The 18887-nt window shown below is 70.8% G+C and carries 7 protein-coding genes; all 7 read left to right on the plus strand.

The genetic code is table 11. The features are described from left to right. Positions 1-800 precede the first annotated feature (800 nt). Genes WMF11_RS17680 through WMF11_RS17710 form a run of 7 tightly spaced genes read left to right on the plus strand, consistent with a single transcriptional unit; the run spans position 801 to position 18886 of the window. Positions 801-1076 (plus strand): helix-turn-helix domain-containing protein, encoded by a 276-nt coding sequence (locus tag WMF11_RS17680; RefSeq protein ID WP_437978264.1) that lies wholly within the window; start codon positions 801-803, stop codon positions 1074-1076. Beyond that, positions 1036-4497, plus strand: a complete 3462-nt coding sequence (locus WMF11_RS17685; protein ID WP_437978265.1) for an AMP-binding protein — start codon at positions 1036-1038, stop codon at positions 4495-4497. The genes WMF11_RS17680 and WMF11_RS17685 overlap by 41 nt, the downstream gene beginning before the upstream one ends. Next, positions 4494-5681 carry a radical SAM protein gene (locus tag WMF11_RS17690; protein ID WP_437978266.1) on the plus strand — a complete coding sequence of 396 codons (1188 nt, stop codon included), beginning with the start codon at positions 4494-4496 and terminating at the stop codon, positions 5679-5681. The genes WMF11_RS17685 and WMF11_RS17690 overlap by 4 nt, the downstream gene beginning before the upstream one ends. Then, positions 5678-6790 (plus strand): aminotransferase class I/II-fold pyridoxal phosphate-dependent enzyme, encoded by a 1113-nt coding sequence (locus WMF11_RS17695; RefSeq protein ID WP_437978267.1) that lies wholly within the window; start codon positions 5678-5680, stop codon positions 6788-6790. Before WMF11_RS17690 ends, WMF11_RS17695 begins: the two co-directional genes overlap by 4 nt. After that, positions 6787-8385: an MBL fold metallo-hydrolase gene (locus WMF11_RS17700; RefSeq protein ID WP_437978268.1), complete on the plus strand. Its 1599-nt coding sequence runs from the start codon at positions 6787-6789 to the stop codon at positions 8383-8385. The genes WMF11_RS17695 and WMF11_RS17700 overlap by 4 nt, the downstream gene beginning before the upstream one ends. Next, positions 8382-15287: an amino acid adenylation domain-containing protein gene (locus WMF11_RS17705; protein WP_437978269.1), complete on the plus strand. Its 6906-nt coding sequence runs from the start codon at positions 8382-8384 to the stop codon at positions 15285-15287. The genes WMF11_RS17700 and WMF11_RS17705 overlap by 4 nt, the downstream gene beginning before the upstream one ends. Then, the gene (locus WMF11_RS17710; protein WP_437978270.1) at positions 15284-18886 is read left to right on the plus strand and encodes a type I polyketide synthase; all 3603 of its coding nucleotides are present in this window, start codon (positions 15284-15286) and stop codon (positions 18884-18886) included. Before WMF11_RS17705 ends, WMF11_RS17710 begins: the two co-directional genes overlap by 4 nt. The last annotated feature ends 1 nt before the right edge of the window (position 18887 follow it).

The raw sequence follows: 18887 nt of genomic DNA on the forward strand, positions 1-18887 counted from the left end.
CAGGAGATCGCCGGCGTCGTGGCTGGGCTTCTTGTTCTTCACGGCCGTCCCTTGAAGTTCAAGGACCGCCGCGGGCCTGATCGGACGGCGAGAGCCACGACAAGTACCACGCCAGGACGTCCGAAGTAAGAGCCCTTATCCGAAGTAAGTGCCCTTATAGGAGGGAAGCCGTGCTCCTCGGATGCTGGGGGAGATGGCCGATCGACGAGGAGGTGGATCGTCGCCGTGGGGTTCGGAATGTTTCTATTGGGAGCCTATGTTGAGTGTAGTTCTATATGTAGTTCATGTGGGCGAGTGCTCTGTGCCTGATTCACGACCAGCGTCGGACCGAACATGTCCGCGGAGAAATTGTTCTCCAACGACCGCCGGTGGATCGCCTCCGAAGGCGGTGGCCAGGATGTCCCGCTTCTCCTGAAGAACCGCGGCCAAGATCGAGGAGATATCCTTCCGGTACACGGTGGCCTCCGCGAACGCGGAGGACGGCAACGCGTTGATGCCTCGTAACTTCCCGAGGCTTGCGCTTGTTGTTCTTCTGCGGCGAGATGCTCCGCTCATCCGCCGAGCTCGAAGCCTACAACCGCGGAGGTAAAAGAAGATCGGCCCCGCCAGCTTCCTCGTGCGCTGCGCCTGGAACGCGGCGAGCGGCCCTTGACGATCCTCGTCGGCTCGCTCGAGCGACCAAGCGCTGTCATGGCGACGAGCGCCAAGAGCACGACGCCGAAGGTCGGCGTGGGGTGAGGCGTGCTGGGTTGGGTGCGGGGATCCGTGGAAGGCGACACGGTTTCTCCGAAACGGCCGGGATGCGCTTCGGTAAGGATGTCTGGCGGCGGCGCGAGGCCGTTGAACTCACGCTCGAGCAGCTCGCCGAGCGGGCCGAGCTCACGCCGAGCCACGTACGCACCGTCGAAATGAGGGAGCGCGCCCCCTCGTGTCTATCGACGGTGCTGGTGCTGGCGAAGGGCCGGCGCGTGCCCCCGGCAAAGGTCTTCGGCGGCGTGCAGGATTTTCGGGCGCGTCGACCGTTGAAGCCGGGCGGTGATTTCCTCGGATTTCGGCGGCCGCCTACAAGCCGTTGACACCCGGGCTCGGGACCCTCCAACATACGCGCTCCTGACGCCCATCATGTCCGCCCCGCGAAGCCGCCCCCCGCCGCCTTCCGAGCCCGCGCGCGCCTCCGAGGGAGCCACCGTCGTCGATCTGCTGCGCACCCGCGCGGCCCTCGCCCCCGATGCCCCCGCGTACACGTTTCTCCTCGACGGCGAGACCGGCGAGGACACATGCACCTGGGCGGAGCTCGATCGCGCGGCCCGCGTCCTTGGCGCCAGGCTCCAGGCGCTCGGCGCGACGGGACAGCGCGTGATCCTGCTCTGCCCCTCGGGCCTGGATTACGTGCGGGGGTTGTTCGCCTGCTTCTACGCCGGGGCTGTCGCGGTGCCCGCCTGTCCGCCGAGGGGCCGCAACACCCTCCCACGGTTGCTCGCCATTGTATCGGATGCCCGGCCTGCGTTCGCCATCGCGCCCGCGACGCTGCGCGCCCGCGTCGAGCAGCTCTTCCTTGAGACAGGACAGGCCACGCCCTTCTCCTGGATCGCTCCGGAGGAGCGCGGCGATTCACCCGCCTCCTGGCGGGAGCCTCCGAGCGATCCGGATGCGCTGGCCCTGTTGCAGTACACCTCGGGCTCCACCGGAGACCCGCGCGGCGTGCGGTTGACTCACGGGAACCTGATCCACAACCAGCGCATGATCCAGCATGCCTTTGGCACACCGGAGCATCCCGTGGTGTTCGGATGGCTGCCGCTCTATCACGACATGGGCCTCATCGGGAACCTGCTCCACCCGCTGTATCTCGGGGCGCGCTGCGTCTTCATGGATCCCGTGCGCTTCGTCCAGAGGCCCCAGCGCTGGCTCGAGGGCATCGCGCGCTTCCGGGCCACCACGAGCGGCGGGCCCAACTTCGCGTTCGACCTCTCGGTCGAGGCCTTCCCCGCCGGTCCTCCACGCGAGCTCGACCTCTCCGCCTGGAGCGTCGCGTTCAACGGCTCCGAGCCCGTACACGCGGCCACCCTGGCGCGGTTCGCTCGTCACTTCGCCGCCGCGGGCTTCCGCTTCGACGCGTTTCGCCCCTGCTTTGGCCTCGCCGAGGCCACCCTGATCGTCTCCGGTGGCGCCCCCGGCGCCCCTCGTGCCTTCCAGCGGGAGGCGCTGGCCCAGGGCCGGATCATCGAGAGTGCGCCCACGCAGCCCGGTGCGAGGACCCTGATCGCGTCGGGCCGCGCGCTCCCAGGAGAGCAGGTGTGCTTCGTCGATCCACAGACTCGTGCTCTTTCACCGCCGGATGCCGTGGGCGAGATATGGGTCCGCGGCCCCAGCGTGTCCGCGGGGTACTGGAATCGCGAGGACGACACCCGCGAGACCTTTAAGGCCCGGCTCGCGGGCGGATCCGACGATACTTTCCTGCGCACCGGCGATCTCGGGTTCTCCCTCGACGGGGAAATCTTCATCGCGGGCCGGCTCAAGGACTTGATCATTCTCCATGGCAAAAACCTCCACCCCTCCGACATCGAGGAGACGGCGAGCGCATGCCATCCTGCGCTCTGCCGCGGCAGCGCCGCCTTCGACGCCGAGCCGGACGAGGGCGGCGGCCTCGTGATCGTCCAGGAGGCTCGCTCCCACGCTTCCGGCGATCTCCGGGCGGCCGCGTTCGCCATCCGCCGCCGGGTGGCCGAGGTACACGAGATCCCCGTCCGCGCCGTGCTCCTGGTCCGGCCCGGGGCCATCCCGACCACCACCAGCGGCAAGGTGCGGAGGAGGCTCTGTCGCGAGACCTACCTCGCGGGCTCGTTCGACGCCCTCCATGCCTGGCGGGCCTCCGACCCGGAAATGGGGCTCGGCGACTCCCCACCGCGCACCTCGATGGAAGAGCTGTTGTCGGTGATATGGGCCGAGGTGCTCGGGAGGGACAGCGTCGGAGTCCGACAGAGCTTCTTCGACCTCGGGGGTGACTCGGTGCACGCCCTCCGGATCGTCGCGCGCCTCCAGGGCGTCTCTCACGTCCAGCTATCCACCACGGACCTCTTCGAGCATCCGACCATCGCGGAGCTCGCCGCGAAAATCAGTGAACCCGCCGCGGGCGAGGTCGCGCCCACCGCGCCGATCGCGTCCGGCGGCACGGCCCAGAGCGGGCCTCTCGCGTTCGGACAGGAGGCCATGTGGCTCCTCGAACGGATCGCGCCGGGCACCGGGCTATACGTCGTGACGGTGGCTGCGCGCCTGGAAGGTCCCGTCGATGCAAATGTTCTCGATGCCGCCTTGCAGGCCTTGGTGGCGCGCCACGCCGCCCTTCGCGCCGCCTTTCCCGAGCGGGGCGGCCAGGCCGTCCAGGTGATCGCGGAGGAGGCCTATTCTCCGCTGAACACGGTGGATCTCACCGGCCGCGGACCCGACGCTGAGGCTGCGTGCTCGGCGCTTTTCGACGCCGAGGCGCGACGTCCCTTCGACCTGTCGCGAGGCCCTCTCTTCCGGGTCACCCTCGCCGCGCTGTCCGCAGGTATCTACAGGCTCCAGCTCGCCCTCCACCACATCATCTGCGATCACGAGGCGCTGCGCGTTCTGTTGAGAGATCTCTCCGCCCTCTATCGCGCCCTCGCGCGCGGCGAGGCCCCGCGTCTCCCCGCTCCTGCGTTCGGTCCCGTCGACTTCGCGCGATGGCAGCGAGAGGTGTGGGCGGGCGCGCGGTCCGTGCGGGCCAGCGCGGCCACGCTCCCCCCTTCGCCGATCTTCCCTGCCGATCGCGCGCGCCCCCGCACGCGAACGTTCGTCGGCGCGAGCCAGTCCGCCGTGCTCCGTCCGTCCGTCTCGGACGCGCTCCGCGCCGCGGCGCGGGCGGCTCGCGCTACACCCGCGATCGCAGGCCTGGCCTCGTTCGCCGTGTTCGTTCATCGCTACACGGGATCGCCGCGGTTCACCATCGCCTGTCCGTTCTCCAATCGCGGCCGGCCCGAGCTTCAGGATCTGGTGGGCGTCCTGGTGAGCACGCTCTCCCTCGCCATCGACGTCACGGGCGATCCCACCTTCTTCGATCTGATCGAGCGCGTCCGCGACGTGGTCCTCGCCGCCCATCGACACTCGCAGGACGCCCCACCGGATCGCGATATACCCTCCCACGACAGCTCCCGCGTGATGTTCAGCTTCCTACGGCACACCGGGGACGAGCTGTCCCTGCCCGCGGTGAGGACCACCCTTTTGCCGCACGTCACGCGCTATTCCATGGCCGATCTGTGCCTGTCGATGATGGAGACGGACGGCGAGATCTGGTGTGATCTGGAGGGCAGCACGGAGCTCTACGACGTGACGACGCTCCGGATCCTGCACGCGAAGTATCTGTTGTCGCTGGCCGGGGTGACGGCCCATCCGGAGCGGCCCCTCTCCGCGTGCGACCTGACGCTGCCCGAGGAGAAGAGCTTCTCCTCGCTGCCCTCGCTGGAGATTCGGCTGTGACGGAGCTGGTCTCTCTCGCCCGGCCCTCCCGCGCGCGCCTTCGCCGCGGCATCCAGCAGTACATGCGGGGCCTGCGCGACGATGCCCGCCGCGCGCGGGCCGCGGAGCTGCGCCCGGACGACTTCGACCGGCTCCTCTTCACCGATCCGCGCAAGGGCCACCTCGACGGGGAGTGCGTGGACCGTCTGGTGCTGTTCCTGCGGGGCACCGGGTGCGCGTGGGTCAGCCAGGGCGGCGGGTGTACCTTCTGCGGATTCTGGGACGCCACGCGCTTCGGCGAGCGGGTGACCGACGAGCAGTATCGAAAGCAGGTGGAGGCCGCCGTCGACGCGGAGGGGGCGCGCATAGCCCGCTATCCCATCGTCTGCCTCTACAACGACGGGAGCTTGATTGACGAGGCCGAGATCGGCAGGGGCGCTGTGACGACGATCGTGCGGCGCATCGCCGAGCTCCCCACCGTCCGGCGCGTCGTCATCGAGGCCAAGGTGTCCGACCTGCGCGAGGATCTGGTGCGCGAGCTGGTCGACGCTGCGGCGCCGAAGCAGATCGAGATCGCGGTGGGCTTTGAGTCCGCCAACGCCGACGTGCGGGATCTGTGCGTGAACAAGAGCTTCAGCCTGCGCCAGTTCGAGCAGAAGTCGGCACTCGTCAAGAGCCTCGGTGCGCAACTCGTCCCGCTGGTCATGGTCAAACCGCCTTTCTTGACCGAGGCGCAGGCCATCGAGGACGTGGTGAGCACGCTGCAGTTCCTGGAGGGCCTCGGCCTGCCGCGGGTGGACCTCGAGATGGCCACCGTCGAGGCGCACACCCTGGTCCAGGATCTCTACCGGCACGGCCTCTACCAGCCTCCGCGGCTCTGGTCGGTGATCGCCGTGGTCGAGCGGAGCCGGACCCTCGGGCTCACTACGCCCGTCTACATCAGCCCTCCCAACTACAGCGTGCCTTCCCTGGCCCACGCCGCCAACTGCCGGGAGTGTACCCCCGCCGTGGTGCGGGCCATCGAGGCCTACAATCACCGCTTCGACGCCTCGTCGTTCGGATCCCTCGGCTGCGCGTGCCGCGCCGGCTGGCTCGCGGAGATCGCGACTGTGGCAGCCCTAGGCGATCTCGAGGAGCAGGTGCAGCGCATCTTCGATCACCTCGTCGCGCTCTCCCCCGCCAGAGCCGCCGCGGAGCCGCCGTGAAGATCCCGACCCACCAGATGGAGCCCTGGCTCATCCAGTACCAGGACGTGCCGTACAACCTCGGCGAGAGCGGCGTGCTCGACCAGACCGTGGAGGACATCTTCGCCGCCACGGGTGAAGATCCCCGGAGGCTGCTCCGCACAAGCCTCCGGAACGGCGACACCCGGGGATCACTCGAGCTGCGGCAGCAGGTCGCCGCCACCTACGCGGGGGTCGATCCGGCGTCGGTCCTGGTCACCACCGGGACCAGCGAGGCGCTGTTCATTTACTTCCAGATCCGCCACCGGCCCGGGGTCAACGTGGTGGTGCCGGTGCCCGCCTTCCAGACGCTGTACGAGGTCCCGCGCTACCTCGGCTACGAGGTCCGCACCCTGCCTCTCCGCGCGGACGATCATTTCCGGCCCGACCTCGACGCCCTCGCGCGCCTCGTCGACGATCGGACGCAGACCATCGTGGTCAACAATCCGCACAACCCCACCGGCGTGCGCTACACGCCCCGGGAACTCGACGCCATCCTGCGCCTGGCCGAAGCGCACGGCGCCGAGGTGCTGGTGGATGAGCACTATCGCTTCTTGCCCTACGCGGGGGACGATCCCATCCCCTCCCTCTACGGTGCCTCCGACCGCGTGGTTGCGGTGGGATCCATGATCAAGTGCTGCGGCTGCGTCGGGCTGCGGGTCGGCTGGATCCTGGGCCCCGCCGAGCTGCTGGATCGGTGCCGCGATTTCCGCGACTACACCACGCACACGCTGTCTCCGATGAGCGATTTCCTGGCGACGACGATCCTGGCGCACTGGAGGCCCATCGTGGCTCGCTACCGGGATTGGATTCGCGCCAACGTCGCGCGCTTCGGCGAGCTGGTCGACGACAATCCCGATCTCTTGTCCTGGATCCCGCCCGAGGCCGGCGTGGTGGCCTTCCCCCGGCTGAGCGCCCCCGGGATGACCACTGAGGCCTTCAGTAGCGGGTTGGTCGAGCGCACGGGGGTGTTCGTGCTCCCGGGGGAGGTGTTCGACGTGCCGGGGCACTTCCGCATCGGGTTCGGCATTCCGCCGGCCTCATTCTCCGAGGCCATGTCGCGCATGGAAGGGTGGCTCCGGAGGCGATGAGCCGCGCCGCTCGCTCGTCGTTCCTCCGCGCGGACGTGCGCGCCGAGCCCCTGGTCGACCGCTGGTACGCCTGGTCTTACCTCCTGTTCCCGCCCTCGGCCGCGCTGTACCTGGCGAACGCCCATCTGCCGCTCTTGCGCTCGTACCTCGCCGACCCGAACGCGCACGCCGAGGCGGCCCGCGGGAAGCTCGATCTCGGCGCGCCCGTGGTGGCCTTCGACACGATCCAGACCGACGCCGTTCGAGCCCTCCTGGATAGGACGCTGGCCGAGCAGACCCCGCTGCTGGAGCTCGCCTCCGGCATCACGGAGCTCGAGCACATCCTCGGCGCCGAGGCGCGGGGAGGCAGCCTGGACCGCGTGTACGAGCGCGTGCCCTCCGCGCTCCGCGGCTACGTCGAGCTCGTGTATGACCGGGAGAACCATCCGTCGATGCGTTTCCTCGAAGCCCTCCTGTACAAGAGCCCGCTCTACCCCCGGGCCGGGCAGGGGATGTCGCTGTCGATCGTCTCCGGCCACCGGCGGCCGCCGGCGCTCAGCACGCCGCGCCTCCCCGGCGAGGGCGTCGTGGAGCTCTCCCTGCCGTTCGACGCGCCCTTCGTCGACGAGCTGTTCGCGATGCGGCGAGCCCCGCGCCGGCCCGAGGAGATGGCCGAGCGCCTCGGCCTCGACGCGGGCGCGCGGGAGCGGTTCTCCGCGCTCCTCACGGACACCGCCCCTCGCCCCGTGGAGGCCTACGCGGGCCCCGGGATCCGCGCCCGCTACTTCGGCCACGCCTGCGTCCTGCTCGAATGGGCTGGGGGAAATGCGCTGGTCGACCCCCTCATCAACCATCGCTACGAGAGCCGGGAGCCGTACTTCTCCTTCGAGGATCTCCCGGAGGTCCTTTACGACGTGGTGATCACCCACGGCCACGAGGACCACCTGCACCTCGAGACGCTGATCGAGCTCAGGCACAAGGTGCGGCGCGTGGTGGTCCCCAAGAGCGGCGGGGGCCGCCTAGAGGATCCTTCGCTGCGCCTGTTGCTGCGGGCCGCCGGTTTCCGTGACATCGTCGAGGTCGACGATCTCGACCGGCTGGAGTGCGCGGGCGGGGCCATCACGGCGCTTCCCTTCATGGGAGAGCACGGCGACCTCGCCATCCGGAGCAAGGCCGCGTACCTCGTGGAAGGCGGGGGTCGCAAGGTGCTGTGCATGGCCGATTCGGACAACGTCGAGCCCCGGGTCTATGCGTCCGTGCGCGCCCACGTGGGGCCGGTCGACGCCATGTTCCTGGGCATGGAGTGCGAGGGATCGCCGCTCACCTCGCTGTACGGTCCGGTGCTGACCACGCCCCTTCTGGCCGAGCACCGCGAGTCGCGCCGCTTTCGTGGATCCGACTGCGCGCGCGCGCTCGATCTCGTGGCCCGCTTCGAGCCTTCCCACGTGTACGTCTACGCCATGGGGCAGGAGCCGTGGCTCTACTATCTCATGAGCCTCGAACAGGGCGCCGAGTCCCGCCCCATCGTCGAGTCGAATCGGCTCGTCGAGGCGTGCAGGCGCAGGGGCCTCGTGGCCGAGCGGCTCTACTGCAAGAAGCAGGTCGAGCTGCCATGAGCGCCGACCCCGTTCGGCTCAAGCTCCTGGAGCATCACTGGCTTCGCAAGCTCGCGCCGGTGATCCGGCGAGGAGCCGCCGTCGATCCTCGCCATGCTCCCAAGGCGCCCCGGAGGGCGTTCGCGATCGCGATCCCTCCGGATCTCTTCGAAGCTGCGCAGAAGGCCTGCCAGGGCTCGGAGCTCGGGCTCTTGGTGCTCCTCGCGAGCGCGCTGCTGGCCACGGGGCGGCGCTCCGCTGATGGGGACTCCGTCACGATCGGCCTGGCCGGCTTTGACGAGCTCGCCCCGGGGCCGGCCGCCGATCTGCTGCTCCTGCAGCGCTCGATGGATCCCAACACGCCGTTCGAAGAGCTGGTGCAGGGGGTCGAGCAGGACTTTCTCGAGGCCATGGCGCATCGAGAGCTGCCCTTCGAGGCCCTGATCGGCCGCCTCCGCGAGCGAGGCGAGGCCCTCGATCCGGACTGCTTCCGGATCGCGCTGGGCCGCTCGGAGAGCCCCTTCGTCGACGCCTTCGATCTGGACCTCCACCCGGCGATCGCCGGTGGCTCCGCCGCGCTGCGAGGCAGCCACGGGTCGTCGCTCCGCCCGTTCGAGGCCGAGGCGTTCGTGGCCCGCGTCCTCCACGTGCTGGCCGACGGCCTGCGGCGCCCACGCACCCCGATCGGGCAATTGCGGTGGTTCGGTCCCGACGAGGAGGCGCGCATCCGGACCGTCTACAACCGCTCGGCCGTGGAGCCTCCCTTCGGCGCGGTCCACCAGCTCTTCGGCGACAGGGCCCGCCTGCGGCCGGACGTGATCGCGGTCGTGGGCGAGGACGGACACCTGAGCTATCGGGCGCTGGCCGCGAGGAGCAGCCGGCTGGCGCGCGCGCTGGTGCAGGCCGGCGCGGGGCCGGAGGACGTGGTGGCGATCTTCGCTTCGTACACGACCTCGCTCGCGGTCTCCACGCTCGGTGTCCTCCAGGCCGGGGCCGCCTTCACGCTCCTGGATCCGCGGCTCCCCGCCGATCGGCTGGAGCTTCTGCTCCGCGACAGCGGCGCCGCCTTCCTCGTGATTCCCCCCGGCACCTCGCCGCCGCGCTTCGGCGGCCGGGTGCTCGCGCTCGACGACCGCCTCGGCGCGGACGCGCCGCCGCTCGCGGGCACCGACGTCGATCCAGCCCAATTGGCCTATCTCATCTACTCGTCAGGCAGCACCGGCTCGCCCAAGGCCACCATGGTGGAGCACGGCGCGTTCTCCAGCTTCACGCGCTGGGCCGCGGGCGAATACGGTCACAGGGAAGGGGTCCGGTGCCTGCTCGGCACCTCAGTGGCGTACGACGGAACCATCCTCCAGCTCTTTCCCCCTCTCGCCGCGGGCGGCACGGTTCTGGTGGTCGATCCCCGCTTTCGCCTGGAGATCCCCCGTTACGTCGCCTACCTGCGAGACCAGCAGATCCAGTGCGTGGACGAGGTGCCCAGTCTCCTGCGAGAGCTCTGCGCCTACCTCGCTGGCTCGGGGGAGGCACCGCTCGCCGATCTCGCCACGCTCTCGGTGGGAGGCGAGGCCATCTCCATCGAGCTGGTCCGCGAATGCCGCCGGCTGATCGCGCGGACGGGGATCATCCTCAACGGCTACAGCCCCTCGGAGACGAGCCCGATCGTCCTGACCCACCGCTTCGACGGCGCGCGCGACGACGAGGTCTCGCTGCTCGGCGCCCCGAGGCCGAACGCCCGCGTCCTCGTGCTCGACGCGGACGACGAGATCGTCCCTCCGGGCGTGGCCGGCGAGATCCACATCGCGGGAGCGCCCGTCTCGCGCGGTTATCGCAACCAGCCCGGTCTCACGGCGTGTCGCTTCGTGCCGAGCGTCTGGGACGACGGCGGGCGCATGTACCGGTCGGGGGACCGAGGCCGCTGGGCCGAGGGGGGAGCCATCGAGTTCTTCGGCCGCGCGGACCGGCAGGTCAAGGTGCGAGGCCACCGCGTCGAGCTCGACGAGGTGGAGGCGCGCCTGCGCGCGCTTCCGGAGGTCGCCGCGGCCGCGGTCACCCTCGCGTGCGAGGCCCCTTTTGCCGGGCAGATCGTCGCCCATGTCGCGCTGCGGGGCGCCCCCAAGGCTAAGGAACCTCCTGCGGAATTGTGGCCCTCGCTCGGCGAGTACCTCGTCTACGATGAGCTCGTCTACCAGGCCATGACCAACGACGTGGAGCGGAACCGCCGCTACGCGGCGGCCATCCGGCGACACGTGCCGGGCAAGGTGGTGGTCGACGTGGGCACGGGAAAGGACGCGGTGCTCGCGCTGATGTGCGTCGAGGCCGGGGCCCGCCGCGTCTACGCGATCGAGACCCTCGACGCGGCCTACCGCGCGGCACGTGACCTGGTCGCGTCGCTGGGCTTCGGGGATCGCATCCACGTGATCCACGGGGACTCGCGCGAGGTCACGCTGCCCGAGCCCGCCGATGTCTGCGTGTCGGAGCTGCTCGGCGGCATCGGCGGCTGCGAGGGCGCGGCCGCGCTGCTCGACGACGCGCGCCGGCTGTTGCGCCCGGGCGCCGCGATGATTCCGGAGCGCTGCACGACCTTCATCGCCGCCGCCAGGCTCCCCGACGATCTGCACGAAGAGCCACGCTTCGGGGCGCTGGCTCGACCGTACGTGGAGGCGATCTTCCGGCGGGTGGGCCGCCGCTTCGACGTGCCGGTGGGCGTCCGCGGCTATCCGCCCTCGCTCGTGGCGTCGACGCCGGCGGTGTTCGAAGACCTGGATTTTCGCGGTCCGATCGGCGCCTCGTACGAGCGATCCATCGACATGACCGTCACCGAGGACGGGCGCATCGACGGTTTCGTCCTCTGGCTGTCGGTCGCGACCATGGAGGGCGAGGCGCTCGACACCCTCCATCATCAGCACTGCTGGATGCCCACGTTCTTTCCCGCCTTTTACCCGGGTGTCCGGGTGAAGGCGGGAGATCGGATCACCGCCGTTTGCTCCGGCCGCACCGCGGCCGACGGGCTCTTGCGCGACTACCAGCTGCGGGGCCAGCTCCTGCGGCGGCGCGAGGCTCCGGTCGAGTTCCACCACGCCTGCCAGCCCTACGAGAGCGCCTATCGGGGATCTCCCTTTTACGAGCGCCTCTTCGATTCTGCGTCCGTGCCAGCGCCGGCGCGCCGCGGGGCGCGCGCAGAAGCGTCGCTACGGCGCCGCCTCGCGGAGCAGCTCCCCGACTTCATGGTGCCCGCGCGCTTCGTGCTCCTGGACGCCCTCCCCATGCTGGAGAGCGAGAAGGTGGATTATCTCGCGCTGCCCTCTCCATCGCTCCCCGATCGCGCCGGGGAGAGCCCCGCTCCTCGCACCGCCGTGGAGCGCGCGCTGGCCGCGCTGTGGGCTTCGGTCCTCGGCGTCGGCGACGTCTCGGTCCACGACGACTTCTTCCGGCTCGGAGGGCACTCCCTGGCGGCGACGCAGCTCGCCTCGCGGGTGAGGCAGACCTGGGGCGTGGAGATCTCGGTCCGCGACATCTTCGATGGGCCCACGCTGGGGGCGCAGGCCGGGATCATCGAGCGAGCGCTCGAGGCGCGGAGCGCGCCGGCCGAGGCTGCGCCGCCCCCGCGCCGGCACGTCCCCAGGACGGGGTATTCGCCGCTCTCGCTCGGACAGGAGCGCCTGTGGTTCCTCTCGCGGTTCGATCCCGAGAGCCCCTTCTACGTGGCCGCGGCCGTCGTGTCGCTGGAGGGCGATCTCCCGATCCCCACGCTGCGCCGGGCCCTGGGCCTGGTCGCGGAGCGGCACGCCATCCTGCGCACCACCTTCTCGTTCGATGGCACCCGGCCGGCGCAGGTCATCGCGCCCTCCATCGAGGTGCCCTTCGAGATCGTCGATTACCGCGATCGGCCCCCCGAGGACGCACGCCGCGCCCTGGCCGAGGCGCAGCGCGAGCGGGCCCGCCGCCCGTTCGATCTGGAGGCAGGTCCCCTCTGGCGCACGACGCTCTTCCTGCTGGAGGACCGCCGGCAAGAGCTGCTCGTGACCATCCATCACATCCTCTGCGACGGGTGGTCGGTGGGTGTCCTGACCGCCGATCTCGCCGCGTTCTACCGCCAGATCGCGCGGGGCGAGCCTCCCGGGCTGCCCGAGCTTCCCCTGCAGTACGCCGACTACGCCGTGGAGCAGCGCGAGGCGTTCGAACAGGGCCGCTTCGACGGCGCGCTGGCCTACTGGACAAGAGTGCTCGCGGGCGCGCCGCCGCTCATCGGGCTGCCCACCGATCGGCCCCGTCCCCCGGTGATGAGGCACGACGGCGCCACGCGCCGGTTTCGTCTCTCCCCTGCCGTCGCCGCGGCGCTCGCCGCGCTCGGTGAGCAGGAGGGCGCGTCGCTCTTCATGGTGCTGCTCGCGGCCTTCAAGTCGTTGCTCCACCGCTACGGCGCCGGGACCGATCTGGTGGTGGGGTTCCCCATCGCGAGCCGCCCCCGCCCAGAGCTCGAAGGCCTGATCGGCTTCTTCGCGAGCTCCATGGTCCTGCGCACGGATCTCTCGCACAATCCGTCCTTCCGCGAGGTCCTCCGGCGGGTCCGCAGCGGCGCGCTCGACGCGTACGCGCACCAGGACGCTCCGTTCGAGAAGGTCGTCGACGCCATGCGCCCCGACCGCGATCCGAGCCATCCCCCGCTGTTCCAGATGGCGTTCGTGTTCCACGATCGGCCGCTGCCGCCCCTCGATCTGCCGGGGCTCACCGCCGCCGTCGAGGAGCTGGACACGGGCACGTCCAAGTTCGATCTCACGCTGACCGTCCAGCAGGCCGAGGACGGCCTCCACGGCGCGATGGAATATCGCCTCGATCTCTTCGACGAGGGCACCATCGACCGCATGATCGCGAGCTTCGCGGCGCTGCTCTCGGCGGCCGCGAGCACGCCCGATCGGGACGTCCGGTCGCTGCCGCTGCTCTCCGAGGCGGAGCGCGTCCGCGCGCTGTCCGTGTGGAACGACACGCGCTCCGAGCCTGCGCTGCGGGCGAGCCTTCAGCAGATGTTCGAGGCCGAGGTGCGCCGGCGTCCCGACGCCGTCGCCGTCGCGGGCCGGGACGAGTGCCTGACCTACCGGGAGCTGAATCGCCGTGCCAACCGGCTGGCGAGGCGCCTCGCGGCGCTCGACGTGGGGCCCGAGGTCATCGTGGGCGTACACGTAGAGCGGTCGTGGTGGGCCGCGATGGCGCTGCTCGCGATCGTCAAGCGCGGCGCCGCCTTTCTGGTGATCGATCCGACCTACCCGCGCGAGCGCGTGCAGCACATCCTGAAGGACGCCGCGCCCGCCGTGCTGCTCGCGCAGCCGGGCTTGCCCGACCTTCCATGGGCCTCTTGCCCGGTCCTGTCCCTTCGAGACGACGGCTCGTCCTCCGCGGACGGCGCGACCAACCCGCGCGACCTCAGCCGCCCCGAGGGGCTCGCCTACGTCGTGTACACCTCGGGGACGACGGGGCGCCCCAAGGGCATCGCCATGACGTACGCGTCGCTTGCCAACGAGATCGCGTGGCACCACGAGGCGAGCCCCACGCGCGGCCCCCTCCGCACGATCCAGCTCGCCTCGCCCAGCTTCGACATCGCGTACCTCGAGGTGTTCGGCACGCTCTGCCAGGGCGGGACCCTCGTCACGATCCCGGACGACGTGCGCGCCGACCCTCGCGCGCTCGGCGAGGCCATGGCGGATCTGGCCGTCGAGCGCGCGGTCATGACGTACGCGATGGCCAATCACCTCACGCAGGCGGCCCAGCTCCACGGGCTCCGCCTCCCGCACCTGCGGGAGCTCGCGTCCACCGGGGAGGAGCTGCGCATCACCGCCGAGATGAGGCGCTTCCTCCAGGACCATCCGCGCGCGCGGCTCGGCAACTACTACGGCCCCGCCGAGTGCGACGTCGTCACGTCGTGCTGGATGGAGGGCCCGCCCGACGCGTGGCCTGCGTCGGCGCCCATCGGGCGGCCGATCTTCAACACCCGCATCTACCTGGTCGACGGGCTCATGGCGCCGGCGCCGATCGGGGCCCCGGGCGATCTGCTGATCGGCGGCGCGTGCGTCGGCCGCGGCTATCTCCGCGCCCCCGCGGCGACCGCCGCTCGCTTCTTGCCCGATCCGCTCTCCGGCGAGCCGGGCGCGCGCCTCTACCACACGGGGGACTCGGCCCGATACCGGACCGACGGCACCATCGTCTTCCTGGGCAGGACCGACCGGCAGATCAAGCTCCGGGGCGTTCGCGTCGAGCCCGCCGAGATCGAGGTCGCGCTGAGCGAGCACCCTGGCGTCGAGGCGGCCTTCGTGGTCGCGCTCCAACCTGAGGGACGGGACCCTTTCCTCGTCGCGTACGTCGTCGCCCGTCCCGGATCCACCGTGTCCGTGGCGGAGCTCCGCGCGCACGTGGCCGATCGATTGCCTCACTTCATGCGCCCCCGCCATCACCTCTTCGTGCCCGAGCTGCCGCTCGATCCGAACGGCAAGATCGATCGGCGAAAGCTGCCCTCGCCGGCCCTCGACGCAGAGAGCGCGGCCGCCTTCGCGCCGCCGCGGAGCGAGGTCGAGGCGGCCCTGGCGTCCATCTGGCGCGAGGTGCTCGGGGTGGATGCCGTCGGCCGGAACGACAACTTCTTCGATCGCGGCGGAGATTCGCTGCGCATCGCGCGCGCCCACGCGCGCATCGTCGAGACGCTGGGCGTCCGGCTGGCCATCGTCGATCTGTTCCAGTGCCCCACCATCGCGGGCCTCGCCGAGCTCCTGGCTCAACGGAGCCCCGGCGCCTCGCCGGCCCGCCGCCGGGAGCCCGCGGACGCCGAGGCCCGGCGGGCGCTGCGCGATCAGCAGGCGGACGCGCGGCGCCTCCGCGAAGCCGGGCGAGAGGGCTTCTCGCTCGGTGAGGCCCGTCGAAAGCGAGGCAGATGACGGCCGCGGACGATAAGAACCTCATCGCCGTGGTGGGCATGAGCTGCCGCCTGCCGGGCGCGCGCGACGCCGCGCAGTTCTGGGAGAACCTGCGCGACGGCGTGGAATCGATCTCGTTCTTCCAGCGCGAGGAGCTGATCGCCGCGGGCGTCCCGCCCCACCTGGTGGACGCGCCCGGCTACGTGCCCGCCGCGGGCGCGCTGGAGGGCGCCGATCTGTTCGACGCGGAGTTCTTCGGCCTCACCCCGCGCGAGGCCGAGCTGCTCGACCCGCAACACCGGATTTTCCTGGAGCACGCCTGGGAGCTGCTCGATCGCACGGGCCACGGCGCCGAGGGGCGGGACGAGGTGGTGGGCGTCTATGCGGCCGCCGACTTCAACAGCTATCTGGTGCACAACCTCCTGCCCCACTACCACCGCATCGGCGCCGGATCAGGCACGTTTCAGGCCCTCTTGGCGAGCGACAAGGATTACCTGACCACGCGCGTCTCCTACAAGCTCAACCTGGTCGGCCCGAGCATCACCGTGCAGACCGCGTGCTCGGCGTCGCTCGTGGCGGTGCACCTGGCCTGCCAGGCGCTGCTCGCGGGCGAGTGCGATCTGGCCCTGGCGGGGGGCGTGTCGATCACGGTGCCTCTCAAGGCCGGATACCTCTACCAACCCGGCATCGTCTCCCCCGACGGGCACTGCCGCGCCTTCGACCATCGGGCAGGCGGGACCGTCGGGGGCAACGGCGTCGGAATCGTCCTCTTGGCGCGCCTCGCCGACGCCCTCGCCGCGGGCAACCAGGTATTGGCGATCATCCGTGGGACGGCGGTCAACAACGATGGATCCGACAAGGTCGGTTACACGGCGCCCAGCGTTCGTGCGCAGGCCCGCGTCGTCGCGGAGGCCATGAGCGTCGCGAGGGTCGAGCCCGATAGCATCTCGCACGTCGAGGCCCACGGCACGGGGACCCGGCTCGGCGATCCCATCGAGGTGGAGGCGCTGACGCAGGCCTATCGGCGCAAGACGAGCCGCACGGGCTTCTGTGCGCTCGGCTCGGTCAAGACGAACATCGGGCACCTCAACGCGGCGGCCGGCGTCGCGGGGCTCATCAAGACGGTGCTGGCCCTGCGCCATCGGATGATCCCGCCGAGCTTGCACTTCGAGCGGCCGAACCCGGAGATCCCCCTCGAATCGTCGCCCTTCTTCGTGAACGACCGGCTGCGCCCGTGGACGACGGAGGGGCCCCGCCGCGCGGGCGTCAGCTCGTTCGGGATCGGCGGGACCAACGCCCACGTCATCGTGGAGGAGTGGACGGATCCACCGCGCAGCGAGGCGTCGTCGCGGCAGCGTCACGCGCTGATCCTGTCGGCCAAGTCCGAGGCCGCCCTGCGCGCGCTCTGCGCCGACATGGCCGGCTTCCTGGAGGCCCACCCCGAGGTCGACGTCGCCGACGCGGCGTTCTCGTTGAGCGTCGGTCGCACGGCGCACGCCCATCGCCGGGCGGTGTTGTGCAGAACGTCCGCGGAGGCCGTCGCGGCGCTGCGTGAGCCTCGCGGCGGGCCGTCCGTCCGCGTCTCCGGATCGCCCGGCCCGGTGCTGCTCTTCTTTCCGGGCGACGCCGCGGCCGCAGCGCGGATCGCGCGCCTCTTCGATCGGCGCTGCGATCCGCTTCACGCGCACCTCACCGCCTGCGCGGAGCTCCTCGCGTCCGAGCTCGGCATCGCGCTGCCGGGGTTCGCTCCCGGCGCGGCGCCTTGTCCCGCGCGCGGGGTCGACGGCGCGGCCCGCGACCGGGCGGCGTCCTTCGCCCTCGCGTGGGCGCTCGGTCAGCTCTGGTTGGACTGCGGCCTCCAGCCCGACCAGGTCGCCGGGAGCGGCGTCGGGGAGATCGTCGCCGCGGTCGTCCGGGGCGAGGTTTCGCTCGAGGAAGGCCTCCGGCGGGCCGCCTCAGCCGATGGGAGCGTGGAAGGCCCGAGCCCCGATCTTCCGCCGCCGCAGGCCCATCGATCCTGGCTGGTGGTCTGCGCGGGAGCTGCCGACCGTCCTGCGGGCTCCGGAGTCGATAGCTGGCTCCCGTCGTTGGCCAGCGCCGGCGCCGGCGGAGCACCGGACGATTCGCCGCTGCTCGACGGCCTGGTGAAGCTGTGGATGGAGGGCGTCCCCGTCCTCGTGCACCGCTACTACGACGGGGAGAAGCGCCTGCGCGTGGAGCTGCCCATCCATCCGCTTCGGCGCGAGCGCCACTGGCTGCGTCCGGACCCCGAGCCTCCGCCGGCCGAGGGCTCGAGGCGAGCGAAGGAGTCGCGCGTCGCGGAACACGTGGAGTCGCTGATCGCCCGCTTGACCGCGCGGACCGGCGCGTCGAGGCGGCTCGCGGAGAGCCATCGTTCGACGCACGCGGACAACCGGTTGATGGTGCGCTTCCGGTCGGCCTGGAAGAAGCTCTGTTATCCCCTCGTCGCGAGGCGGGCCGAAGGGTCGAGGCTCTGGGACGTCGACGGCAACGAGTACGTCGATCTGACCATGGGGTTCGGGGTCAACCTGTTCGGCCACGCGCCCCGGTTCCTGCGCGACGCGCTGGACAGGCAGCTCGTCTCCGGCATGAACTGCGCTCCCGACGTGCGATCGGCGGGCGAGGTGGCGGAGCGGATCTCCGCCATGACCGGCGTCGAGCGCGTGGCGTTCTGCAACACCGGCACGGAGGCGGTCATGCTCGCGCTGCGGGTCGCGCGGGCCGTCACCGGGCGGGAGAAGGTGGCGCTCTTCGCGGGCTCCTACCACGGCAGCTACGACGGCCTGCTCGCGCGGAGCGGACTCTCGGGGGACAGATCGATCACCCTGCCGGCCGTGCCGGGAATCCCTCCGCGCATGATCGAGGACGCCATCGTGCTCGATTACGCGAGCCCCGCGTCGGTGAACGCCGTGCGCGAGCGCGCTCACGAGCTCGCGGCCGTGCTGGTGGAGCCCATCCAGAGCCGCCGTCCCGATCTCGTGCCGAAGGCCCTGCTCCAGGATCTGCGAACGGTCACCCGGCAGGCCGGAGTGCCGCTGATCTTCGACGAGATGATCACAGGGTTTCGAATTCACCCCGGCGGGGCTCAGGCCTGGCTCGGCGTCGAGGCCGATCTCGTGACCTATGGAAAAGTGCTGGGCGGAGGGCTGCCCATCGGCGTCGTGGGCGGCCGGGCGGATCTGCTGGCGGCCATCGACGGTGCGGCGCTCCGGGCCTTCTACGACGGCACGTCCTGCCAGCATCCCCTCGCCATGGCCGCGGCTCGCGCCGTGCTCGACGAGCTGTCCGCCCAGGGGCCCGCCCTCCAGGAGAACCTCAACCGGCGCGCCCGCGACTTCACCCGGCGCCTCGACGCGATCCTCACCGAGCTTCGGGCGCCGCTCCGGGTGGCCTCGTTCGGATCGTTCTTCAACTTCGCGTTCCAGGGCGCAGCGGCCCACGCGGAGCTGCTCCTCGGCCACCTCATCGAGCAGGGCGTCTACGTGTGGGAAGGCGGCACGTGCTTCGTCTCCACCGCGCACTCCGACGCGGATCTCGATCGGGTGGCGAGCGCCCTGGAAGCGGGCGTGGGCGCGATGCGCCAGGATGGGCTCCTCTGAC

This window comes from Sorangium sp. So ce295 (genome assembly GCF_051527405.1).
In the GTDB taxonomy this organism is placed as follows: Bacteria; Myxococcota_A; Polyangia; order Polyangiales; family Polyangiaceae; genus Sorangium; species Sorangium cellulosum_B.

Coding starts and splice junctions, on each gene's coding strand:
- WMF11_RS17705 (WP_437978269.1), top strand. CDS start 8,382: ATGAGCGCCGACCCCGTTCGGCTCAAGCTCCTGGAGCATCACTGGCTT.
- WMF11_RS17710 (WP_437978270.1), top strand. CDS start 15,284: ATGACGGCCGCGGACGATAAGAACCTCATCGCCGTGGTGGGCATGAGC.
- WMF11_RS17680 (WP_437978264.1), top strand. CDS start 801: ATGCGCTTCGGTAAGGATGTCTGGCGGCGGCGCGAGGCCGTTGAACTC.
- WMF11_RS17700 (WP_437978268.1), top strand. CDS start 6,787: ATGAGCCGCGCCGCTCGCTCGTCGTTCCTCCGCGCGGACGTGCGCGCC.